This window comes from Rhodobacter sp. 4.3.4, assembly GCF_058724655.1.
Map to the genome: position 1 here is coordinate 2,008,064 of NZ_CM178967.1, position 22,000 is coordinate 2,030,063.

Annotated in this window: 18 protein-coding genes; 8 read left to right on the forward strand and 10 right to left on the reverse strand. The window is 66.6% G+C overall.

Going from position 1 to position 22,000, the window contains the following annotated elements; all coding sequences use genetic code 11:
• Positions 1 to 79 precede the first annotated feature (79 nt).
• The gene (purF, locus tag AC4PTB_RS09740) at positions 80 to 1,546 is read left to right on the forward strand and encodes an amidophosphoribosyltransferase (RefSeq protein ID WP_492189776.1); all 1,467 of its coding nucleotides are present in this window, start codon (positions 80 to 82) and stop codon (positions 1,544 to 1,546) included.
• Between the two features lie 223 nt (positions 1,547 to 1,769).
• On the opposite strand, the gene AC4PTB_RS09745 is transcribed toward purF, so the two are convergent.
• The 3 genes from AC4PTB_RS09745 to AC4PTB_RS09755 all read right to left on the reverse strand — a co-directional run bounded on the left by AC4PTB_RS09745 (position 1,770) and on the right by AC4PTB_RS09755 (position 3,797).
• On the reverse strand, positions 1,770 to 2,273 hold the full coding sequence (locus tag AC4PTB_RS09745; protein WP_492189777.1) for an RES domain-containing protein: 504 nt from the start codon (positions 2,271 to 2,273) through the stop codon (positions 1,770 to 1,772).
• Complete coding sequence (gene coaD / locus AC4PTB_RS09750; RefSeq protein WP_492189778.1) at positions 2,270 to 2,776, reverse strand: pantetheine-phosphate adenylyltransferase; 507 nt, start codon at positions 2,774 to 2,776, stop codon at positions 2,270 to 2,272. The genes AC4PTB_RS09745 and coaD overlap by 4 nt, the downstream gene beginning before the upstream one ends.
• A gap of 91 nt (positions 2,777 to 2,867) precedes the next feature.
• On the reverse strand, positions 2,868 to 3,797 hold the full coding sequence (locus tag AC4PTB_RS09755; protein ID WP_492189779.1) for a LysR family transcriptional regulator: 930 nt from the start codon (positions 3,795 to 3,797) through the stop codon (positions 2,868 to 2,870).
• A gap of 102 nt (positions 3,798 to 3,899) precedes the next feature.
• Between AC4PTB_RS09755 and AC4PTB_RS09760 the strand changes: the two genes are divergently transcribed.
• From AC4PTB_RS09760 to AC4PTB_RS09785, 6 genes are all read left to right on the forward strand, one after another.
• Positions 3,900 to 5,399 (forward strand): CoA-acylating methylmalonate-semialdehyde dehydrogenase, encoded by a 1,500-nt coding sequence (locus AC4PTB_RS09760; protein WP_492189780.1) that lies wholly within the window; start codon positions 3,900 to 3,902, stop codon positions 5,397 to 5,399.
• 217 nt (positions 5,400 to 5,616) lie between these two features.
• Positions 5,617 to 6,765 carry an acyl-CoA dehydrogenase family protein gene (locus AC4PTB_RS09765; RefSeq protein ID WP_492189781.1) on the forward strand — a complete coding sequence of 383 codons (1,149 nt, stop codon included), beginning with the start codon at positions 5,617 to 5,619 and terminating at the stop codon, positions 6,763 to 6,765.
• Positions 6,762 to 7,802 (forward strand): enoyl-CoA hydratase/isomerase family protein, encoded by a 1,041-nt coding sequence (locus AC4PTB_RS09770; RefSeq protein ID WP_492189782.1) that lies wholly within the window; start codon positions 6,762 to 6,764, stop codon positions 7,800 to 7,802. The genes AC4PTB_RS09765 and AC4PTB_RS09770 overlap by 4 nt, the downstream gene beginning before the upstream one ends.
• 30 nt (positions 7,803 to 7,832) lie before the next feature.
• Positions 7,833 to 8,705 (forward strand): 3-hydroxyisobutyrate dehydrogenase, encoded by an 873-nt coding sequence (gene mmsB, locus AC4PTB_RS09775; protein WP_492189783.1) that lies wholly within the window; start codon positions 7,833 to 7,835, stop codon positions 8,703 to 8,705.
• A gap of 54 nt (positions 8,706 to 8,759) precedes the next feature.
• The gene (locus AC4PTB_RS09780; RefSeq protein WP_492189784.1) at positions 8,760 to 9,416 is read left to right on the forward strand and encodes a Crp/Fnr family transcriptional regulator; all 657 of its coding nucleotides are present in this window, start codon (positions 8,760 to 8,762) and stop codon (positions 9,414 to 9,416) included.
• Positions 9,417 to 9,501: 85 nt separating this feature from the next.
• Positions 9,502 to 9,702 (forward strand): YgaP family membrane protein, encoded by a 201-nt coding sequence (locus tag AC4PTB_RS09785; RefSeq protein WP_492189785.1) that lies wholly within the window; start codon positions 9,502 to 9,504, stop codon positions 9,700 to 9,702.
• Positions 9,703 to 9,787: 85 nt separating this feature from the next.
• Here the strand turns inward: AC4PTB_RS09785 and AC4PTB_RS09790 are convergent, their stop codons facing one another.
• A complete protein-coding gene (locus tag AC4PTB_RS09790) occupies positions 9,788 to 10,405 on the reverse strand; it encodes a class I SAM-dependent methyltransferase (protein WP_492189786.1) in 618 nt (205 codons plus the stop codon).
• Complete coding sequence (gene uvrA / locus AC4PTB_RS09795) at positions 10,402 to 13,275, reverse strand: excinuclease ABC subunit UvrA (protein ID WP_492189787.1); 2,874 nt, start codon at positions 13,273 to 13,275, stop codon at positions 10,402 to 10,404. The genes AC4PTB_RS09790 and uvrA overlap by 4 nt, the downstream gene beginning before the upstream one ends.
• Before the next feature lie 228 nt (positions 13,276 to 13,503).
• On the opposite strand from uvrA, the gene AC4PTB_RS09800 reads away from it, so the two are divergent.
• Positions 13,504 to 13,881, forward strand: coding sequence for a rhodanese-like domain-containing protein (locus AC4PTB_RS09800; RefSeq protein WP_492189788.1), 378 nt, complete (start codon positions 13,504 to 13,506; stop codon positions 13,879 to 13,881).
• Between the two features lie 162 nt (positions 13,882 to 14,043).
• Here AC4PTB_RS09800 and lpdA read toward each other — a convergent pair whose 3' ends face one another.
• The 5 genes from lpdA to AC4PTB_RS09825 form a co-directional block, all read right to left on the reverse strand.
• A complete protein-coding gene (lpdA, locus tag AC4PTB_RS09805) occupies positions 14,044 to 15,438 on the reverse strand; it encodes a dihydrolipoyl dehydrogenase (RefSeq protein ID WP_492192621.1) in 1,395 nt (464 codons plus the stop codon).
• Positions 15,439 to 15,557: 119 nt separating this feature from the next.
• Positions 15,558 to 16,121: a DUF924 family protein gene (locus AC4PTB_RS09810; RefSeq protein WP_492189789.1), complete on the reverse strand. Its 564-nt coding sequence runs from the start codon at positions 16,119 to 16,121 to the stop codon at positions 15,558 to 15,560.
• A gap of 136 nt (positions 16,122 to 16,257) precedes the next feature.
• The gene (locus AC4PTB_RS09815) at positions 16,258 to 17,508 is read right to left on the reverse strand and encodes an MFS transporter (RefSeq protein WP_492189790.1); all 1,251 of its coding nucleotides are present in this window, start codon (positions 17,506 to 17,508) and stop codon (positions 16,258 to 16,260) included.
• Between the two features lie 27 nt (positions 17,509 to 17,535).
• Positions 17,536 to 18,588, reverse strand: coding sequence for a tRNA preQ1(34) S-adenosylmethionine ribosyltransferase-isomerase QueA (queA, locus tag AC4PTB_RS09820; RefSeq protein WP_492189791.1), 1,053 nt, complete (start codon positions 18,586 to 18,588; stop codon positions 17,536 to 17,538).
• A complete protein-coding gene (locus AC4PTB_RS09825; RefSeq protein WP_492189792.1) occupies positions 18,585 to 21,908 on the reverse strand; it encodes an AsmA-like C-terminal region-containing protein in 3,324 nt (1,107 codons plus the stop codon). Before AC4PTB_RS09825 ends, queA begins: the two co-directional genes overlap by 4 nt.
• Positions 21,909 to 22,000 lie beyond the last annotated feature (92 nt).

A 22,000-nucleotide genomic window follows, 5' to 3' on the forward strand; every position in this document is an offset into this window, starting at 1 on the left:
AATTCCGAGCGGGAGGGCTTAACACCCCTCCCGTTTCGCGTTAAAGCCGCGCCAAGCCCAAGATCCCTGGAGCCTTCCCATGACCTTTGCCGAAAAAACCTTCCTGTCGCATCCGTTTGACGACGACAAGCTGAAGGAGGAATGCGGCGTTTTCGGCGTGATCGGCGTCGCCGATGCGGCGAATTTCGTGGCGCTCGGCCTGCATGCGCTGCAGCACCGCGGCCAGGAAGCGGGCGGCATCGTCGCCCATGACCCGGCCAAGGGCTTCAATTCGGCGCATCGTTTCGGCTATGTGCGCGACAATTTCACCAAGGCCTCGCTGATGGAAACGCTGCCGGGGCCGCTCGCCATCGGCCATGTGCGCTATTCGACGGCGGGATCGAAGGCGGCGGTGATCCGCGACATCCAGCCCTTCTTCGGCGAGTTTTCGATGGGCGGCTGTGCCATCGCCCATAACGGCAACCTGACGAATGCCGATGCGCTGCGCCGCGAGCTGATCGACCGTGGCGCGATCTTCCAGTCGGGCTCGGACAGCGAATGCATCATCCATCTGATGGCGCGGTCGATCCAGACCAACCATGCCGAGCGCATCGCCGATGCGCTTCGCCGCGTCGAGGGGGCGTTTTCGGTGATCGCGATGACGCGCACCAAGCTGATCGGCGTGCGTGACCCCTTGGGCGTGCGGCCGCTGGTGCTGGGGCGGCTGGGCGATCATGGCTATGTGCTCTCGTCGGAGACCTGCGCGCTCGACATCATCGGGGCGGAGCTGGTGCGCGAGATCGAGCCGGGCGAAATGGTGATCATCCACGAAGGCCAGATCGAAAGCACCCGGCCCTTCCACGCCGCGCAACCGCGGTTCTGCATCTTCGAGCATGTCTATTTCTCGCGCCCCGACAGCATCATCGGCGGCCGTTCGGTCTATGAGACGCGGCGCCAGATCGGGGTGGAGCTGGCGCGCGAAGCGCCGGTCGAGGCCGATCTGGTCTGCCCGGTGCCCGACAGCGGCACCCCCGCCGCGATCGGCTACAGCCAGGAATCGGGCATCCCCTTCGCGCTTGGCATCACCCGCAACCAATATATGGGCCGCACCTTCATCGAGCCGACCGAGCAGATCCGCAACATGGGCGTGCGACTGAAGCTGAACGTCAACCGCTGCCTGATCAAGGGCAAGCGCGTGGTGCTGGTGGACGATTCGGTGGTGCGGGGCACCACAAGCCGCAAGATCAAGGAGATGATCCTGGATGCCGGCGCGGCCGAGGTGCATTTCCGCATCGCCAGCCCGCCCACCGCCTGGCCGTGTTTCTATGGCGTCGACACGCCGGACCGCAACAAGCTTTTGGCGGCGCGGATGTCGGTTGCGGAGATGCGCGACTGGATCGGGGTGAACAGCCTTGAATTCATCTCGCTCGACGGTCTTTACCGCGCCGCGGGGGCCGAGGGCGGCCGCGACAACGCCTGCCCGCAATATTGCGACGCCTGTTTCTCGGGCGATTATCCGGTGAAGCCGGCCGACCAGATCGGCAAGGGCTTCAAGATGAAGGGCTGAGGGGGTGTTTCGCCTCGGCTGACGCCGAGGCGACCCGACGGGGGGCTCCGCCCCCCGCACCCCCCGAGCGTATTTTGCCAAGGAAAAACAAGGCCATTTTCGTCACGATGCCGGACGGAAAGCGCCTGTGCCCCCCTTTCGCCTTGCTTCAAATATCCCGGGGGTCCGGGGGCGGAGCCCCCGGCGGGTCGCCCCGGGCGAAGCCCGAGGCGAAACTCTTCCCTCAACCGAAATCCGCAGGCTGACGATGGCCGGTCGGCTGCGCCGAGATCGGCGGCTCTCTCCAGCGAAACAGCACCAAATGCCAGCGCTCGGGCGCGGTGCGGGCGGTGTAGATCATCCCGTCCGCGCCGCCCGCGCGCGCCGCATCGGCCACCTGCCAGCTTGAGGCCACAAAGCCCTGCGCGCGCTCGGGCAGCCAAGGCACCGCCGCCAGCCGCGGATCGACGCCCCAGGCGGCGCATTGCGCGCTGTCGCGCAGATCCAGCACCCGCGCGGGACCGATCGTCAGCTCGCAGATCACCCGTGCCGGATCATCCGGCCCGATGTAAACGCGCACCGCGTGTTGTGCCCAGTCGGGCCGGGGCGAGACATACAGCGTCGGCTGGAAATCATGGTGAAAGCGGCCCTCGCGGCTCGGTGCGGGGGAAAGCGCGGCCCCGGCATAGGCCGCGGGAACGATGCGATAAAAGCGGCCCGAGATCTGCGAAAACGCCCCCGCCGTCACGCCCCGGCCTGGCGGCTCAGGCGCGCGCTCAGCCGCTCGGCCACGGCGGGGGTGACGAATTTCGACACATCGCCCCCCAACCGGGCGATTTCCTTCACCAGCTTCGAGGCGATCGCCTGGCGCCGCGCATCGGCCATCATGAACACGGTCTCGACACTGGCATCAAGCGCCCGGTTCATCCCAACCATCTGGAATTCATATTCGAAATCGGCCACCGCCCGCAGCCCGCGCACGATCACCCCAGCGCCGACATCGCGGGCACAGTCGATCAGCAGGTTCTCGAACGGATGCACGACGATCTCGCCGCCGCGCCGCGCGGTGATCGGCGCGCATTCGGCCTGCAACATCTCCACCCGCTCCTCGAGCGAAAACAGCGGCCCCTTGTCACGGTTGATCGCCACCCCGATCACCAGCCGATCCACCAGCGCCAAAGCGCGCTCGATGATATCGATATGCCCAAGCGTCACCGGGTCGAAGGTTCCGGGGTAAAGGCCGATCCGCATCCAGTCCTCCTCAGACCGCAGTCACCGAAAGGTGAGCGCACGCAACAGCATCGGCGCGGAATTTGCAAGCCGAAGCAGCCGCGCCGATGCGTCACAGCGCACGCGTCGGCGAGGCCACGCCCGCGCCCGCAACGGCCAGCCCCTCCAGCCGCGCCACCTCGCGCCGCATCCCGCGCCCCAAGGCCTCGGCCAGCCGGTCGAGCCGTTCCGAGCGGCGGTCATCGGCATGGCGAATGAGCCAGAAGGCACGCGACAGCGCGATCTGATCGGGCAGAACCCGCACCACCCCCGGCGTGAAGGGCAGCGCGAAATCATGCACGATGCCGAGGCCCGCCCCCGCGCGCAGCATCTGCATCTGCACCGAGACCGAATTCGAGGCCAGCTCCACCTTGTCGGCCCCGGTCTGCGCCAGATAATCCAGTTCCTTGTCGAAGATCATGTCGGAAATATAGCCGACGATCCGGTGCCCCTTGAGCTGCGCCCGTTCCCGGATCGGCGGGTGGCGGAGCAGATAGGCCTCGTGCCCGGCCAGATGCAGTTGATAATCCACCAGTTTCTGCACCGTCAGCCGCCCGGCGGAGGGCGGAGACACCGCAATCGCCATATCCGCCTCGCGTTTCGAGAGGTTGAAGACCCGCGGCAGCGCGACGATCTGGATTTCCAACCCCGGATGGGCGTCGCAGATCTCGGCGCAGACCTGCGGCAGCAGGTAATTGGCGCAGCCATCCGGGGCGCCGATGCGCAGCTGGCCGGTGATCTGGCCTGCCGCGCCCGAAAGCTCCTCGGTCGCGGCGGCGAAGGCGGCCTCGGCGGCCTCGGCATGGGGCATCAGACGCGCGCCCTCGGCGGTCAGCGCGTAGCCCTGCGGCGATTTCGCGAAAAGCTTCGCCCCCACGGCTTCCTCCAGCCGCGCCACCCGCCGCCCCACCGTCGCCGCGTCGCATTTCAGCCCCCGCCCGGCGCCGGACAGGCTTTCTGCCCGCGCCACCGCCAGAAACACCCGCAGATCATCCCAGTCCATCGCCGCACCCTTTGCAAAACTGCAAAACGCTTTTGCCTGACTTCCTCTTTTGGCGGCATTTTCGCAAGGCTAATGTGGCGCAAACCTGCCAGGGAGGATGGAATGAAAGAGATCGGACACTGGATCGACGGCAAGATGGTCGCGGGCAGCTCGGGCCGGTTCGCCGAGGTGATGAACCCGGCCACGGGCGAGGTGCGGGCGAAAGTGGCGCTGGCCAGCAAGGCCGAACTGGACGCCGCCGTCGCCGCCGCCGAACGCGCGCAGCCCGGCTGGGCCGCGACGAACCCGCAGCGCCGCGCCCGGGTGATGATGAAATTCGCCGATCTGATCAACACCCATATGGACGAGCTGGCGGAGCTTGTCTCGGCCGAGCATGGCAAGGTGCTGGCCGATGGCCGCGGCGACGTGCAACGCGGGCTTGAGGTGATCGAGGTCTGCATGGGCGCCCCGGCGCTGCTGAAGGGCGAATATACCGATGGCGCGGGACCGGGCATCGACATCTATGCGATGCGCCAGCCGCTGGGCGTTGTTGCGGGGATCACGCCCTTCAACTTCCCGGCGATGATCCCGCTGTGGAAAATGGGCCCGGCGCTCTCGGCGGGCAATGCGATGATCCTGAAACCCTCGGAGCGCTGCCCCTCGACCGCGCTGCGCTTGGCGGAACTCGCCAAGGAAGCGGGCCTGCCCGATGGCGTGCTGCAGGTGGTGAACGGCGACAAGGAAGCGGTGGATGCGATCCTTGACAACGACACCGTGCAGGCGGTGGGCTTTGTCGGCTCGACGCCGATCGCGCAATATATCTATGGCCGCGCCTGTGCGAATGGCAAACGCGCGCAGTGCTTTGGCGGCGCCAAGAACCACATGCTGATCATGCCCGACGCCGATATGGACAAGGCCGCCGATGCGCTGGTGGGCGCGGGCTACGGCGCGGCGGGGGAACGCTGCATGGCGATTTCGGTTGCGGTGCCGGTGGGCAAGGGCACGGCCGAGGCGCTGATCGAACGGCTGATCCCGAAGATCGAGAAGCTGAAGGTCGGCCCCTATACCGGCGGCGCGGATGTCGATTTCGGGCCGGTGATCACCCGGCAGGCGAAGGAGCGGATCGAGGGGCTGATCACCTCGGGCGTCGAGCAGGGCGCGAAGCTGGTCGTTGACGGGCGCGGGTTGAAGATCCAGGGCTATGAGAACGGCTATTACGTCGGCCCGACCCTTTTTGACGCGGTGACGCCCGAGATGGAGATCTACAAGCAGGAAATCTTCGGCCCGGTGCTGAGCGTGGTGCGCGCCGAGACCTACGAAGACGCGCTGAAGCTGGTGATCGACAATGAGTATGGCAACGGCACGGCGATCTTCACCGCGGATGGCGACACGGCCCGCGATTTCGCCAGCCGCGTCAATGTCGGCATGGTCGGCATCAACTTCCCGATCCCGGTGCCGCTGTCGTATTACACCTTTGGCGGCTGGAAGAAATCGGCCTTCGGCGATCTGAACCAATACGGGCCCGATGCCTTCCGCTTCTACACCAAGACGAAGACGGTCACCGCGCGCTGGTTCTCGGGGATCAAGGACGGCGTGGCGCTGAACTTCAAGGCGCTCGACTGAGGCAGATCAGGGGGGCCGCGCCTGCGGCGCGGCTTGCCCTTCGGGCCAAGGCGTATTTGTGCCAAGAAAAAACAGGGTGTTTCACCCTGGTTCACAGATCCCGGGGTGACTTGGCCGAGAGGCCAAGAGGGGCAGCGCCCCTCCCCCGCCCTTGCAAAACTTGTGCAAGGATCAGAAATTAAACGGATGTTCAATTCACGCGGTTTGGGAGGGGCGCATGGATTTCGCGTTGAGCGAGGAGCAACAGGCGATCTTCGACATGGCCTTCGCCTTCGGGCAGGAGGAGATTGCGCCACAGGCGCGCGCCTGGGAGGCGGCGGGGACGATCCCGCGCGATCTGTGGCCCAAGGTGGCGGCGCTGGGGCTGGGGGGCATCTATGTCTCGGAGGACTATGGCGGTTCGGGGCTGAGCCGGCTTGATGCGACGCTCGTTTTCGAGGCGCTTGCGATGGCCTGCCCCGCCGTGGGCTCGTTTCTGTCGATCCACAACATGTGCGGCGGCATGATCGACAAATTCGGCAGCCCGGAGACGAAGGCCCGATGGCTGCCAAAGCTGTGCAGCATGGAGACGATCTTTTCCTACTGCCTGACTGAACCGGGCTCGGGCTCGGATGCGGCCGCCTTGCGCACCCGCGCCGACGCCGTGCCGGGCGGTTACAAGCTCAATGGCACCAAGGCCTTCATCTCGGGCGGCGGCTATTCCGACGCCTATGTGACCATGGTCCGCACCGGGGGCGAGGGGCCGAAGGGCATCTCGACCGTGGTGGTCGAGGCGGGGACAAAGGGGCTGAGCTTTGGCGGGCTTGAGGACAAGATGGGCTGGCGGGCGCAGCCGACCGCGCAGGTGCAGTTCGACGATTGCATGATCCCGGCGGAAAACCTTGTGGGGGTCGAGGGCAAGGGGTTTGCCTATGCGATGGCGGGGCTCGATGGCGGGCGGCTCAATATCGCGGCGTCGGCGCTGGGGGGCGCACAGGCGGCGTTTGACGCGACCTTGCGCTATATGGGCGAGCGCAAGGCGTTTGGCCAGTCGCTCGACCAGTTCCAGGCGTTGCAATTCCGGCTGGCCGAGCAGGAGGTCAAGCTGCAATCGGCGCGGATCTTCCTGCGGCAGGCGGCTTGGAAGCTCGATCATGCCACCCCGGACGCGACGAAATTCTGTGCCATGGCAAAGCTTTACGTCACCGACGCGGCCTTTGAGGTGGCCAACCAATGCCTGCAGCTGCATGGCGGCTATGGCTATCTGGCCGATTACGGCATCGAGAAACTGGTGCGCGATCTGCGCGTCCATCAGATCCTGGAAGGCACCAATGAAATCATGCGGTTGATCATCACCCGCAACCTGATGGCGGAGCGCGACCGATGAGTGACTGGATCCTGACCCGGAAAGAGGGCCGCGCAGGCCGCATCACCTTCAACCGTCCGCAAGCGCTCAATGCGCTCGATCACGACATGGCGGCGGCAATTGAAACCGCGCTTCACGACTGGCGCCATGACCCGGCGGTCGAGGTGGTGGTCATCGACGCCGTGGGCGAGCGCGCCTTTTGTGCGGGCGGAGACATCGCCACGATCTATCAGCTTGGCAAAGAAGGCGATTTCGAGATCGGGCCGCGGTTCTGGCGGGCCGAATACCGGCTCAATGCGCGGATCAAGGAGTATGAAAAGCCGATCCTTGCCTTCATGCAGGGCTTCGTGATGGGCGGCGGCGTCGGCATCGGCGGGCACGCGCGCCACCGCATCGTCGGCGACACCACGCAAATCGCCATGCCCGAAACCGGCATCGGCCTGATCCCGGATGTGGGCGGCACCTTGATCCTTGCCCTCGCCCCGGGGCGGATCGGCGAATATCTGGGCCTGACCGGCGGGCGCATCGGCGCGGCGGATGCGATCCACGCGGGCTTTGCCGATCTTTACATCCCCGAGGCGGACTGGCCCGGCCTGATCGCCAGGATCACCGAGACCGGCGATCCCGGCTGCCTGCCCGGGCACTTTGCCCCCGCGCAAAAGGGCCGTCTGGCCGATCTCCGCCCCGAGATCGAAGCGGCTTTCGGCGGGGGAAGCCTGCGCGAAATCGTCGGAACCCTTGACCGGATGCAGGGCGATTTCGCGCAGGACACCGCAGCGACGCTGCGCCGGGTCTCGGCGCTCTCGGCCGAGGCGACGCTGCGGCTGATCCGCATGACCCGGGCCACGCCCACCATCCGCGCGGCGCTGTCGAACGAGTTCCGCTTCACCCTGCGCGCCGTCGAGAAGGCGGAATTCCTCGAGGGCGTGCGGGCGCAGATCATCGACAAGGACCGCAAGCCGAACTGGCGCTACAGCCTCGACACCCTGCCCGAGGCGCTGCTGGACGAGCTGCTCGCCCCCCTGCCCGCGGGCTGGGACATTCCTTTCGACGCCTGAAGATCGCGTCACAAATCCTTGGGAGAAAACATGAAAATCGGGTTCATCGGACTTGGGAACATGGGCGCGCCGATGGCGGCCAATCTGGCGAAAGCGGGCCATGCGGTGACGGGTTTCGATCTGGCCGCACCGGCGCCCGAGGGCGTCGCGCAGGCGGGCAGCATTGCCGAGGCGGTGCAGGGCGCCGAAGTGGTGATCACCATGCTGCCCAATGGCGCGATCCTGCGCACGGTGGCGCGGGAGGCGCTGGCGGCGATGACGCCCGGCGCGGTGCTCTGCGATTGCTCGACCGTCGATGTCGAAAGCGCGCGCGCCGTGGCGGCCGAGGCGGCGACGGCGGGGATGGGGGCGCTGGACGCACCGGTCTCGGGCGGCATTGGCGGGGCGGGCGCGGGCACGCTGACCTTCATGGTCGGCGGCTCCGACGCGGCCTTTGCCACGGTGCAGCCGCTTTTTGACGTGATGGGGCAGAAGGCCGTGCATTGCGGCGCCTCGGGCGCCGGTCAGGCGGCGAAGATCTGCAACAACATGATCCTCGGCGTCACGATGATCGCCACCTGCGAGGCCTTTGCACTGGCCGACAAGCTGGGGCTGGACCGGGGCAAGATGTTCGACGTGGTCTCGACCTCCTCGGGCTACAGCTGGGTGATGAACGCCTATTGCCCCGCCCCCGGGATCGGGCCGAAAAGCCCGGCGGACAATGGCTACAAGCCCGGATTCGCCGCGGAACTGATGCTGAAGGACCTGCGGCTGAGCCAGCAGGCGGCGGCGGGCGCCGATGCCGACACGCCGATGGGCGAACTGGCCGCCGCCCTTTACGCCCGCTTCGTCGAGGAGGAGGACGGCAAGGGAATGGACTTTTCCGCCATGCTGCCACGGTTCGAAAAGCGCGGCCGCGGCTGAGCGCCTCACCCGGTTGCGCTTGCGCCGGGCGGGGGGGGGGATTAGATAAGACGCATGGACTGGATCGACACTTCCCCCGCGCTCGCCTGCCTTGACGCCCCGGCCCGTGCCGCGCTCGCACCGCTTGTGCCAAGCGAGGTGCCAAAGGGCACCGTGCTGTTTCGTCCCGGCGATGCGGTTCAGGGCTTCGTGCTGATGCTCGATGGCCGGATCGAGGTCTTCCTGACCGGGGCGAATGGCCGGGAACTCCTGCTTTACGCCGTCGAGCCGGGGCAAACCTGCGTGCAGACGACGCTGGGCCTTCTGGGCGAGGCCAGCTACAGCGGCGAGGCGATCACCACTGCACCTTGTCGCCTTGTCCTTGTGCCCCGCCCCATCTTCCTGAAACTGATGGAAACTTCCCCCGCCTTCCGCAGCCTTGTCTTTGCCGCCATGGCGGTGCGGATGGAGGAGGTGATCCGGCTGATGGAGCGGGTCTCGTTCCAGTCGGTCGAAAGCCGTCTGGCGGGCTGGCTGGTCGCGCGCGCCGAGGCCGGGCGAGTGCAGGCCACCCATGCCGAGATCGCGGTGCAGATCGGCTCTGCGCGCGAGGTGGTGTCGCGCCGGCTGGACGCCTTCGCGCGCCGCGGTTGGGTGCGCACCGAACGCGGCGCGGTCGAGCTGCGCGATGCGCCCGCGCTCGCCCGCCTCGCCGCGACCGAGGCTTTGTGACGAGATCACCGACAGGCGCAACGGCCCCCTGCTAAGGTCAGCCATCGGCCGGAGACCCGGCCTGCTGACATCAAGGGAGCAAGAGATGTTCAAGACCAATGTGGGCGGCATGGACAAGAAACTGCGCATCGCGGCGGGGATCGCGCTGCTCGTGGCCGGGCTTCTGACCGGCGGCGAAGCGGGCTACAACTGGATTTTCCTGATCGGCGTCGTGCCGCTGGCGACCGGGCTTCTGAACACCTGCCCGCTTTACAACCTGCTCGGCATCAACACCTGCAAAAGCTGAGCCCAAGCTTCCGGCAGAGCTGATTGCCCGCCGCGGCCCCGGTCGCGGCGGGTTTTCCTTGCGGCGCCCCCTCAGACCGGCCCGCTCAGACCGGCTTCCGCGCGACGATGTAGCGGCTGTGCTTGCCCTTGCCGAAAGTCCGCTCTTCCTCGATCACGAAACCCGCGGCCGTGATCAGCGCCCGCAGCTCGGACGCCCGCAGCGCGCGGGCGGGCGGCATCCAGCCGCGCAGCCGCAAAAGCGGCAGGATCGCCTTCATCCAGAGCGGCAGATCGGCCAGACACCAGGTCTTCGACAAAAGCCGCCCGCCCGGTTTCAGCTGATCGAAAAGCGCGGCCAGCGTCGCCGCGGCATCGGGAACCAGATGCAGGATGTGAAAGGCGCAGATCACGTCGAAAGGCGCCTCGGCATGGCGGGCCTCGGCCGCGGCCAGCCGAAATTGCACCTGCGCGCAGCCGGGCTTGGCGCAGGCGATGCGGTGCATTTCCGGCGAAAGATCGGTGGCCAGCCACAGCCCCACCTGCGGACCAAGTCGCAGCGCCGTCGTGCCGGTGCCGCAGCCGATTTCCAGCACCTTGTCACCGGGGCCGAGCCGCGCCGCCACCTTGGCCAGCATGTCCTCGTAAGCGGCGGCATCGCGCACCGGCCGCGCCGCATAGCGTTCCGCCACCCGATCCCAGAAACCGATCTGATCCGCGCTCATTCCGCCGCCACCTTGATCCCCAGCATCGGCGCCAGATAGCGCCCGGTATGGCTCGCGGGATTGGCCGCGACCTGTTCTGGCGTGCCCTCGGCGACGATCCGCCCGCCGCCGTCTCCGCCCTCGGGGCCGATGTCAAGGATCCAGTCGGCGGTCTTGATCACGTCCAGATTATGCTCGATCACCACGACCGTATTGCCCTGATCCACCAGAGAATGCAGAACTTCCAGAAGTTTGCGAACATCCTCGAAATGCAGCCCCGTGGTGGGTTCATCGAGGATGTAAAGCGTCCGCCCGGTGGCACGCCGCGCCAGTTCCTTCGACAGTTTCACCCGCTGCGCCTCGCCGCCCGAAAGCGTCGTCGCCTGCTGGCCGACCTTGATATAGCCCAGGCCCACCTCGACCAAAGCATCCATCTTTTCGCGGATCGAGGGCACGGCCTTGAAGAATTCCTGCGCATCTTCCACAGTCATTTCAAGGACATCGGCGATGCTCTTGTCCTTGAACCGGATCTCCAAAGTCTCGCGGTTGTAGCGGTGGCCCTTGCAGGTCTCGCAGGTGACGTAAACGTCGGGCAGGAAGTGCATCTCGATCTTGATCACGCCATCGCCCTGACAGGCTTCGCAGCGCCCGCCCTTGACGTTGAAGCTGAACCGCCCGGGCTTGTAGCCGCGCGCCTGCGCCTCGGGCAGCCCGGCGAACCAGTCGCGAATGGGGGTGAAGGCGCCGGTATAGGTCGCGGGATTCGAACGCGGCGTGCGCCCGATCGGGCGCTGGTCGATGTCGATGACCTTGTCGAGATGCTCGAAGCCCTTGATACTGTCGCAAGGCGCAGGCGTTTCCCGCGCGCCGTTGAGCCGCATCGCCGCGGTTTTATACAGCGTCTCGATGGTCAGCGTGGATTTGCCACCGCCCGAGACGCCGGTCACGCAGACGAATTTGCCAAGCGGGAACGCGGCCGTCACATCTTTCAGGTTGTTGCCACAAGCCTTTGAAACGACAAGCTTCTTGCCATTACCCTCGCGCCGGTGCGCGGGCACCTCGATGCGCCGCGTGCCCGCCAGATATTGCCCGGTCAGGCTCGCCGGATCGGCGGCAATCTCGGCGGGCGTGCCCTGCGCCACCACCTGCCCGCCATGCACCCCCGCGCCGGGGCCGATGTCGAAGACATAATCGGCATGGCGGATCGCATCTTCGTCATGTTCGACCACCAGCACCGTATTGCCCTGATCGCGCAGGTTTTTCAGCGTTTGCAGCAGGCGGTCATTGTCGCGCTGATGCAGCCCGATCGAGGGTTCATCAAGCACATAAAGCACCCCCGTCAGGCCGGAGCCGATCTGGCTGGCCAACCGGATGCGCTGGCTTTCGCCGCCCGAAAGCGTGCCCGCCGCCCGGCTCAGCGTCAGGTAATCCAGCCCCACATTGATCAGGAAGCCCAGCCGCTCGCGGATTTCCTTGAGGATCGGCCGGGCGATCTCGTTCTTTTGCTTGCTCAGCTGGCCGGGGATGTCCTCGATCTTCGCGAAGGCCTCCTTGATCGACATTTCGACGATCTGGCCGATGTGCAGCCCGGCGATCTTCACCGCCAGCGCCTCGGGTTTCAGCCGGTAGCCGCCGCAGGCGCCGCAGGGGCGGTTGTTCTGATAGCGCTCGAATTCCTCGCGCACCCAGGCGCTGTCGGTCTCGCGATAGCGCCGCTCCATGTTCGGGATCACGCCTTCGAAACTGCGCGTCACCTCATAGACCCGGCCGCCCTCGTCGAAGCGGAACGGGATCTCATCCTTGCCGGAGCCATAGAGAAACAGCCGCTGCACCTCGGGCGGCAACGCCTTCCAGGGCTTCTTCTTGTCAAAGCCGTAATGTTTCGCCAGCGCGTCGATGGTCTGGATGAAATAGGGGCTTTTCGACTTCGCCCAAGGCGCGAGCGCCCCGGCGGCCAGCGTCAGGGATGTGTCGGGCACCACCAGCCGGTCATCGAAGAACAGCTCCACCCCCAGCCCGTCGCAGACCGGACAGGCGCCGAACGGCGCGTTGAAGGAGAAGAGCCGCGGCTCGATTTCCGCAATGGTGAAGCCACTGACCGGACAGGCGAATTTCTCGGAAAACGTGATGCGCTGCGCTTCCTTGCCCGCCTCGGTCTCCTCGGCACTCAGCGCCTCTTCCCAAAGCGCGATGCCATCGGCCAGATCCAGCGCAGTGCGGAAACTGTCGGCCAGCCGCGTCTCCAGCCCGGGCCGCACCACGATCCGGTCCACCACCACATCGATGTTGTGGCGGAATTTCTTGTCCAGCACGGGCGGCTCCTCGAGGTCGTAAAACGCCCCGTTCACCTTCACCCGCTGAAACCCCGCCTTGCGCCATTCGGCAAATTCCTTGCGATATTCGCCCTTGCGATCGCGGATCACCGGGGCGAGCAGATAGCCCCGCGCCCCCTCCTCCATCGTCATGACGCGATCGACCATGTCCTGCACCTGCATCGCCTCGATCGGCAGGCCTGTCGCCGGGCTGTAGGGCGTGCCCGCGCGGGCAAACAGCAGCCGCAGATAGTCGTAGATCTCGGTCACCGTGCCAACGGTCGAGCGCGGGTTCTTCGAGGTCGTCTTCTGCTCGATCGAAATCGCGGGCGACAGCCCCGAGATATGATCGACATCGGGCTTGCCCATCTGGTCGAGGAACTGCCGCGCATAGGCCGACAGGCTTTCGACATAGCGGCGCTGCCCCTCGGCATAGATCGTGTCAAAGGCCAGCGAGGACTTGCCCGAACCCGAAAGCCCGGTGATCACCGTCAGCGCATCGCGTGGAATGTCGAGATCGACGCCCTTGAGATTATGCTCGCGCGCCCCGCGCACTTCGATGAACTTTTGCTCGGCCATGCCCGCCCCCAGATGTCAGGCCCCATAGATAGGGGGTCGCGCCCGAGTCTCCAACGAGAAATTGCGAACGTAACAGGAACTTTCCCCAAAGGCCGCCCCGGGGCGCGGCAGCGGTGGCGCGATCATTCAAATCTTCGCATGTATGATATGAAAACGCTTGAAACGCGCCCGGCTTTGGCGGCATGACGGGGAAAGCGCCGGTCGGGGCGCCTGGAGAGGGAGGTCTTGATGTTCAACTTTCTGCGCTCCGCCGCGTCGGGCGGGGCTCGCGTGCAAAAGATCGACCCGCGCGCGGCGGTGGCAAAGGCGGCCGCGGGCGAGATCGTGCTGATCGACGTGCGCGACGGGACAGAGCTGCGCGCCTCGGGCACGGCCAAGGGGGCGCTGCATGTGCCGCTCGCCGCGGTGAAAATGAAATGCGACCCGTCGAGCCCGGAATGCCTGAAGGAACTGTCGGTGGACAAGCCGGTGGTTCTCTACTGCGCGATGGGCGGACGCAGCGCCGGGGCGGCGCAGATGCTGATCCAGATGGGCTACACCGAGGTCTATAACCTTGGCGGCTTCAACGACTGGGTCGCGGGCGGCGGCGCGGTTGCTCGGGTCTGAAAGGCAGGGGGGCGCTGCCCCCCTCTTTTGCGCTGACGCGCAAAATTCACCCCCCGGGATATTTACCGCAAGGTAAGATGAAAGGGGCGCTCCGCGACGGGCGCCCTTTCATCTTGCCTCAAATATCCCCGGGGGTGCGGGGGGCAGCGCCCCCCGCCGCTGTCACATGTGCAGCGCGCGCCCATAGGCATCAAGCACCGCTTCATGCATCATCTCGCTCAGCGTCGGATGCGGGAAGACGGTGTGCATCAGGTCTTCCTCGGTGGTTTCCAGCGTGCGGCCGATCACATAGCCCTGGATCATCTCGGTCACCTCGGCGCCGACCATATGCGCGCCCAAAAGCTCGCCGGTTTTCGCGTCGAAAACGGTCTTCACCATCCCCTCGGGCTCGCCAAGCGCAATCGCCTTGCCGTTGCCGATGAAGGGGAAGCGACCGACCTTGACCTCGTAACCCGCGGCTTTCGCCTTTTCCTCGGTCAGCCCGACCGAGGCCACCTGCGGCGTGCAATAGGTGCATCCGGCAATCGTGCCCGGCTTGATCGGATGGGCATGCTTGCCCGCGATCAGCTCTGCCACCATCACGCCTTCATGGCTGGCCTTGTGCGCCAGCCACGGCGCCCCGGCGATGTCGCCGATGGCGTAAAGCCCCGGAACGCCGGTGCGGCAGAACTCATCGACAACGACATGGGTGCGGTCGATCTTCACGCCCAAGGCCTCCAGCCCCAGCCCCTCGACATTGCCGACGATCCCCACCGCCGAAATCACCGTGTCGAACTCGGCAGTCGTGGTGCCCTTCGCATCCTGCAGATGCGCCACCACCTTGCCCGGGCTGCGGTCAAGCTTCACCACCGTCGTCTTTTCGAGAATCTTCATCCCTTGCTTGACGAATTGCTTCTTCGCAAAGGCCGAAATCTCGGCATCCTCCACCGGCAACACCCGGTCCATCACCTCGACCACCGTCGTCTCGGCGCCCAAGGTGTTGAAGAAAGACGCAAATTCGATCCCGATCGCGCCCGAGCCGATGACCAGCAGCTTCTTCGGCATCCGTTTCGGCACCAGCGCATGCTTGTAGGTCCAGACCAGATCGCCATCGGCCTCGAGCCCCGGCAGGGTCCGCGCCCGCGCCCCGGTGGCCAGGATGATGGCCTTCGCCGTGATCTCCTCGACCCCCGCGGCGGTTTTCACCGCCACCACGCCCGGGCGCGGCAGCGTGGCCTCGCCCATCAGCACGGTGACCTTGTTCTTCTTCAACAGATGCCCGATGCCGCCCGACAGCTGTTTCGCCACCGCGCGCGACCGCGCCACCACGGCGTCGAGATCATAGCCCAGCCCCTCGGCCTTGAGCCCGAAATCCTTGGCGCGCTGCATCAGGTGAAACACCTCGGCCGAGCGCAACAGCGCCTTGGTCGGGATGCAGCCCCAGTTCAGACAGATGCCGCCCAGATGCTCGCGCTCGACGACAGCCACCGACAACCCCAGCTGCGCGCCGCGGATTGCCGCGACATAGCCCCCCGGTCCCGCACCGATCACGATCATGTCGAAGCTCTTGGCGGCCATCCGTCCCTCCATCTCAAGATGGTTTGGCATTAAACTATTTTTGCGCCCGCTTCAAGAAGCCGCACCCCGAAATGAAAACGCGCCCCCGAAAGGGCGCGTTGCAGGATCTGTCGGCACGATCAGCGCGCGACCTGGGCCAGCATGCGTTCATAGCCGCCCTGCCACAGGAACGCCGCCTCCTCGTCCGAGGAATAGCGGCCGACGACTTCGTTGCGCCAGGGAAAGCGGCCGAAGCGGGCGATCACCGCGCGGTGCGCTTTCGCATGCCGCAACTGCTCGTCCGGCATCCGTTCCGCCGCCAGACGCACGCCGCGTTCCTGATCGGAGAGGTTTTCGGAATGCATGAACGGCACATAGAAGAACTGCCGCAGCGGATCGACGATCTCCATGTCGAAGCCGCGCTCGATCGCGGCATCGGCCACCTTGCGGGCCTGCGCATCGGTCGCGAAGGCCAGTTTCTCGCCGCGGAACATGTTGCGCGGCATCTGATCGAAAAGGATGCAGAGCGCCAGCGCGCCCACGGCCGATTGCGCCCAGTCGTCACAGGCGCCGGTTCGGGCGCGGTCCCACAGCCCCTGATAGCGGGCGCGGATCTGCGCATCAAGCTCCGGCGTTGCATTGTACCAGCGTTCCCGACCGACCTCGTCGTGCCAGAAAGCGATCACTTCGGTGATCTCGTCCATGGTCCCCCCTTGGGTTAGGAGCAGCGCTTTCAGCGTGCCAACCGGCCCGCGAATTGCAAGCGCTACCCGCCCCGGCCCGGGATCGGTCTGCAACTCTGCCCCATTCTGCCCAAAGGACAGGCCGCTTGCCCAAGCTTCAGGCAGATCGCGAAGCCCTGCCGCCCTCGCCCGAGTCGAGCACCGCCTCGACCGCCAGCGCCGTGGCTGCGGGCGAGACAACGGCGAAAGAGGCGGGGAAGGCCCCGGCCCGTCCGGGCGCGCGCAGGATGCGCCAGCCCGCGTAAAGCGCGATCAGGGTCATCAGGATCGCGACATAAAGGAAGAAGCCCGAGGCGCCGGTGCGCTCCATCAGCCAGCCGGTGACCGGCGGGCCGGTGATCGCGCCGACGCCGTTGACGAACAACAGCCCGCCCGAGGCCCCGGCCATGTCGGTCGTGTCGAGATAGTCATTCGTATAGGCGATGAGCAGGCCGTAAAGCGGGTTCGCCACGCCGCCGATCACCGCACCAAGCCCGACCAGCGCCCAGAAGCCGGGCGCCAGCAGTGCCGCCGCGAACATCGCCGCCGCGCCGATCACCGCGACCTGCAAGATCAGCTTGCGCCGGTCCATCCGGTCCGAGATCCAGCCGATCGGATATTGCGCCACAAGCCCGCCCAGATAGATCGCACCGACAAAGATCGAGATTTCCCGCACCGAAAGCCCGGCGCTGGTGCCCCAGACCGAGACCATCCCGAACAGCGCCGAAAACACCCCGCCCATCAGGAACATGGCGACGACGCCCAAGGGCGAGACGGCGAACAGCTTGCGGAAATCGAGCCGTCGCACCTCGGCGAATTCGGGGGCGGGGGCGACCGACAACAGGATCGGCGTGAAGGCCAGCGACACCAGCACCGAGGGGATGACGAAAAGCAGATAGCCCCCCGGATCGCCGACATTCATCAGCGCCTGCCCCGAGATGATGCCGATCATCTGCACGATCATATAGGCCGAGAGCGCCTGCCCGCGCATCCGGTTGCCGACCGAGGCATTGAGCCAGCTTTCCGCGGTGATGTAGACGCCGGAAAAGGAAAAGCCGATCGCCACCCGCATCGCAGACCAGGCGATCCAGTCCGGCACGGCCGGGTAAAGGATCAGCACCGCGGAAATCAGCGAGCCGAGCGCCGCGAAAACCCGCACATGGCCCACCCGCGCGATCAGCTGCGGGGTGAAATGCGAGCCGAGCAGAAAGCCCGCGAAATAGGCCGACATCACCACCGACATCTTGTAGGTGCCGATCCCCTCCAGCGCGCCGCGAATGCCAAGCAACGTGCCCTGCATGCCGTTGCCGACCATGAGCAGCATCACGCCCAGAAGCAAAGGCCAGGTGGTGCGCAGGACGGACAGCATTGCAATACTCGCAGTTGAGGGGGGGCCTTATCCGGGTAGCAGAAGCGAGGCGTCACCATAAGAGAAGAAGCGATAACTCTTCGTGAGCGCGTGATCGTAGATCGCCCGGATCCGGTCCTGCCCCATCAGCGCCGAGACCAGCATCAGCAGCGTCGATTTCGGCAGGTGGAAATTCGTCATCAGCGCGTCGGCGATGCGGAAACGGTAGCCCGGATAGATGAAGATGTCGGTGGTGGCGGCGAAGGGCGCGATCACCCCCGGCCCGGTGGCGGCAGATTCGATCAGCCGCAGCGCCGTGGTGCCGACCGGGATCACCCGCCCGCCCGCAAGTTTCGTCGCGTTGATCTCGGCGGCGGCCTGGGCCGTCACCTCGCCCCATTCGGCATGCATCCGATGCGTCGTCACATCCTCGACCTTGACGGGCAGGAAGGTTCCGGCGCCGACATGCAGCGTGACCTCGGTGAATTGAACACCTTTTTCGCCCAGCTTTTCAAGGAGTTCCGGGGTAAAATGCAGGCTGGCCGTGGGCGCGGCAACGGCCCCCGGATGGCGCGCGAAGACGGTCTGGTAATCGGTCTTGTCCTGGTCATCGGGGGCGCGCAGCGCCGCGATATAGGGCGGCAGCGGCATCGCCCCGGCGCTCGCCAAAGCCGTATCGAAATCCGGGCCGGTCAGGTTGAAGCGGAGGCGCAGCTGCCCCTCGGCAATCGCCTCGACACGGGCGGAAAGCACGTCGGAAAAGACGATCTCCTCGCCCTCCTTCAGCTTGCGCAAAGGCTTCGCCAAGGCCATCCAGTCGCCGCAGGGCGCGGGTTCGAGCAGCGTCACCTCAACCCTTGCCACGACTTCGCCTTGCGCGCTTTGCCGGGTGCGCCTCCCCGAAAGCCGCGCCGGAATGACCTTCGTCGTGTTCAAGACCAGCCGGTCGCCCGGCCCCAGCAGATCGGGCAGATCGGCCACGGTCAGATCGCGGATCGTGTCGGGCGTCGCCACCAGCAATTTCGCCGCCGTGCGCGGACGGGCGGGACGGGTGGCGATCAGCCCCTCGGGCAGCTCAAAATCGAAATCGGAAAGGTTCATACTGTGACCAGTTTCGGCGGCGCGCGGCGGAAGATCTCGCGGAACATGCCGGGGGTGAAGATCGAAAGCGGGTTGATGGTGATGCGCGGCGCCTCCGAGGAGCCGCGCATGCGGTAGTTGAAGCCGAACAGCCCCTCGCCCTTGCGGGCGAAAATCTGGCCGATGGAATTGACAAGGTAGAACGGCGTCACCACGCCCTGCATGTCGATCGCCTTGCTGTCGGGGTAGTAATTGCCGCTCATCGTGACGCCCATCGAGGCACCGACCGCCTGCCCCGAGGTGACGGAAACCCCCTGCGGCGACAGATGGAACCGCCCGGCGACATCGCTGAACAACAGCCCGTCGCCATTGAGCTGCTCCAGAAGCCCGATTACCGAGGCGGCCGAGAGCATCGAGGCCAGCACCGGCGCATCCTGCACCCGCAGGTTCGAAATCGCCAGCCGCCCGTCATAGCTTTTCGTCTCGACCGGCATCAGCGTCAGATCAAGCGTGCCGCCGCGGGCCTTGGAAAACACCCCCGCCGCCGCCAGCGCCGCCCCCGCATCGGGCCCGGTGATCCGCACCGCCGCCCGGCCGTTTTTCGCCGGAACGACCGCGCCCGTCACCTCGGGGCCGCCATTGACCTTGCCGCGGAAATCGCCCGAAAAGCCGCCCCGCGTGGTGAACTGCCCCGCGAACGGCGCCAGCGCGATCCCGCCCGAGACCGTCAGCCGGTCGAGCCGCGCCTCGATCCGGTTGCCGCCGCCCTTGGCCGGGGACCCGCCGCCACCACCGCCGGCCCCCGAGGCGCCGCCAAACCGCGCCTTGCGCAGATCCAGCCGCCCGGAATGCACCACCACATCGGGCACCCGCCCCTTGCCGCGCCCCACAAGATCGACGGCGCCGTCAAACCAGCTGCCAACCGCAAGCTTGCCGAAGATCGCCTTCTCGAAGCCCTTGTCCGACAGCTGCAACCGCCCCTCGGCGCTCAGCCCCGGCGCCGAGGCCTTCAGCCTTTCGACCGTTGCCACCGGCCCCAGATGGCCCGCAAGCTCGATCCGCCCCGCGGCCGGGGCGCCCTTCGACCAGCCAAGTTCCGGCACCGAGAGCACCAGCCCCTTGAGGTCGGAGGCAAAGCGATAGGCGGGCGGCTGTCCCTTGTGCAGATCAATCACCAAAGAGCCCCAGCCCTCGCCCCGCACGGCCCCTTTCGGCAGCGCGATGCGGAAGTGATCCAGCGCGGCGGGCGTGACCTCGACAAAGCCGTCGACGCGCGAGACGCCGCGCGCCTCCGGCCCGAAGCGCTGCGACCAGCGGCCCTGAAACGGCACGATGTCGAACAGCCCCGCCCCCGAAATCACCATCCCCGCCCGGTCGGCGGTCAGCGTCAGCCGCGGCGCGGCGATCTTGTGGCCGGGCACGATCTTGTCGGACACGACATCGGTCAGCCGCGCCGCCACTTCGAAATCGACATCCTCGGTCAGGATGCGCTTCTTCATCTGAAAGCGCAGCCGGGTGCGCGCCTCGGCCCAGCCGGTGGCGATATCGGTGCCCAGCCCGGCCTTCGACATGAAATGGAAGGGCTCCTCGTCCAGCAGCGCCAGCGCCGCCGGAACCGGGGCGCGGGTGACCAGCTTGACCTCGGCGCGGGCCGGTTTTTCGCGGATGTCGGGCACGGTCATCACCGAATCCGCCACCTCGATCTGCCCGCCCGAGGGGGCGCGCAAGGTGCCCTCCTCGACCATCAGCGTATGCTTGTTCTCGGTGATGCCGGCAAAGCCGCGACCCTCGCGCACGGGGGGCAGCGTGCGCAGCACCCTGACCTCGGCGCCGCGGAATTCATAGCCCAGCTCGACCCGCGGCGGCGTCGCAGGAACCAGCCGCAAGGCCGTGTGAACATTGCGCAATTCGCCGGTGGCGACGTTTTCGGCCAGCCATTCGCGGGTCGGCGGCACCAGCGATTTCGGCCAGAGCGCCAAAAGATCGGCGCTGGAAATCGAGCCCACCGCGGCATCCATCGCCACCCGCCAGCCCGTCGGACCGGCCAGAACCTGCCCCGCCGCCGAAATCCGCCGCTTGCCCTCGACCAGCTGCACCTGCCCCAGATCGACGCGGAACGGATCCAGCCGCAGCCGCAGATCGAGCGCCCCTTGCGAAAACCGCGCCGGTTTTTCAAACAGCCCCTCCGGGTCCGAGGCGATGTCGGAAAGCTGCACCTGCGCCAAGGCCTCGCGCGGCAGGCCCTTGTCGAAATCGCGCAGCCGCACCTGCCCCGTCGCCGCCAGCCGCAAGGCCCGGCTTTGCAGATCGAGCCGGGTGATCTCCACCACGCCGCTGTGCGGCCGATAGGCCAGTTTCAGATCGGCGCCGTCAAAGGCGACGGGCTTGACCGCCTCGGAGGGGCGCAGCGCCCCCGGCCCGATATGCAGACTGGCATCCAGACGCCGCAGCGTGCCATCCTCGGTGATCCCCGAGCGCAGCGTGCCCGAGATCGGCGCGTCCAGCGTGCGCAAAACCGCCAGCGCGGGCGATTGCACCGCCAGATCGGCGGCGGGCATGCCGGTCACCGCGGCGCCGAAATCCGCCGCCGGGCTGCGTTTCGAGGTCGAGGCGGTCAGCGCCACCTGCGCGGGCAGCGCATCCTGCTGGCCGACATCAAAGCCCAGCGTCAGCGCGATCGCCTCGGCACTCTGGCTCAGGTGGAACCGGCCCTCGGAAATTTCCCAGACCCGCTCGGCCCGTTCATCGACGATGCGGATATGCAGATCCTCGGCCGAGACCTCGGCCACGCCGCGCAGCGCAGGCGTGGCGAACAGCGCCTCGATACTGTCGGTCACCTTCAGCGGATCGGTCAGATCGAGCTTGATCGCCCCCGCCCCGGCATCGCCCAGATCAAGGTCGAGCCGCCCGTCGGCAGCCCGATACAGCGCCACCGAGGCGCCGCCGATCTGCAGCCTTTGCGGCAAAAGCCGCCCCTGCAGCAGCCCCTCGGGGCGCAGCCGGGTCCGCACCTCGGGAAAGACCGCCAGCGGCAGGCCGGAGGGCTGGGCGATCTGCACCATTGCCAGCCGTACCTCGGGGGCGAAACCCGCCTCGATCACCAGCGCGGCCGAGCCCAGATGCACCCGCATCCGCCCGGCCAGCGCGGCATTGGCCCGCGCCTCGATCCGGCCCAGCAGCGCCTGCGGGACCGGCACCGGCAGATGCGTCAGCGCCAGCCCCGCGACCCCAAGCCCGACCGAGCCCAGCGCCAGTCCGAGGATCAGCCAGATCCCCAGCCTGCGGCGCGTCCGCCCCGCCCGCCGCTGGCGCGGTCTGTGGTTTTCCTCCGCCCCGGTCATCCTGCCCTTGCTCTGCCTCGGTTCTGCTCTGCCTCGGTTCCGCCCCGCGTCCGGCCCTTTGACCGCGCGGTTTTCTGCCCTACTTCTATTGT

Bases quoted from the DNA above. Each gene is read 5' to 3' on its own strand.
- purF (WP_492189776.1), top strand. From the start codon at position 80: ATGACCTTTGCCGAAAAAACCTTCCTGTCGCATCCGTTTGACGACGAC.
- coaD (WP_492189778.1), bottom strand. From the start codon at position 2,776: ATGCGGATCGGCCTTTACCCCGGAACCTTCGACCCGGTGACGCTTGGG.
- AC4PTB_RS09755 (WP_492189779.1), bottom strand. From the start codon at position 3,797: ATGGACTGGGATGATCTGCGGGTGTTTCTGGCGGTGGCGCGGGCAGAA.
- AC4PTB_RS09760 (WP_492189780.1), top strand. From the start codon at position 3,900: ATGAAAGAGATCGGACACTGGATCGACGGCAAGATGGTCGCGGGCAGC.
- AC4PTB_RS09765 (WP_492189781.1), top strand. From the start codon at position 5,617: ATGGATTTCGCGTTGAGCGAGGAGCAACAGGCGATCTTCGACATGGCC.
- AC4PTB_RS09770 (WP_492189782.1), top strand. From the start codon at position 6,762: ATGAGTGACTGGATCCTGACCCGGAAAGAGGGCCGCGCAGGCCGCATC.
- mmsB (WP_492189783.1), top strand. From the start codon at position 7,833: ATGAAAATCGGGTTCATCGGACTTGGGAACATGGGCGCGCCGATGGCG.
- AC4PTB_RS09780 (WP_492189784.1), top strand. From the start codon at position 8,760: ATGGACTGGATCGACACTTCCCCCGCGCTCGCCTGCCTTGACGCCCCG.
- AC4PTB_RS09785 (WP_492189785.1), top strand. From the start codon at position 9,502: ATGTTCAAGACCAATGTGGGCGGCATGGACAAGAAACTGCGCATCGCG.
- AC4PTB_RS09790 (WP_492189786.1), bottom strand. From the start codon at position 10,405: ATGAGCGCGGATCAGATCGGTTTCTGGGATCGGGTGGCGGAACGCTAT.
- uvrA (WP_492189787.1), bottom strand. From the start codon at position 13,275: ATGGCCGAGCAAAAGTTCATCGAAGTGCGCGGGGCGCGCGAGCATAAT.
- AC4PTB_RS09800 (WP_492189788.1), top strand. From the start codon at position 13,504: ATGTTCAACTTTCTGCGCTCCGCCGCGTCGGGCGGGGCTCGCGTGCAA.
- lpdA (WP_492192621.1), bottom strand. From the start codon at position 15,438: ATGGCCGCCAAGAGCTTCGACATGATCGTGATCGGTGCGGGACCGGGG.
- AC4PTB_RS09810 (WP_492189789.1), bottom strand. From the start codon at position 16,121: ATGGACGAGATCACCGAAGTGATCGCTTTCTGGCACGACGAGGTCGGT.
- AC4PTB_RS09815 (WP_492189790.1), bottom strand. From the start codon at position 17,508: ATGCTGTCCGTCCTGCGCACCACCTGGCCTTTGCTTCTGGGCGTGATG.
- queA (WP_492189791.1), bottom strand. From the start codon at position 18,588: ATGAACCTTTCCGATTTCGATTTTGAGCTGCCCGAGGGGCTGATCGCC.
- AC4PTB_RS09825 (WP_492189792.1), bottom strand. From the start codon at position 21,908: ATGACCGGGGCGGAGGAAAACCACAGACCGCGCCAGCGGCGGGCGGGG.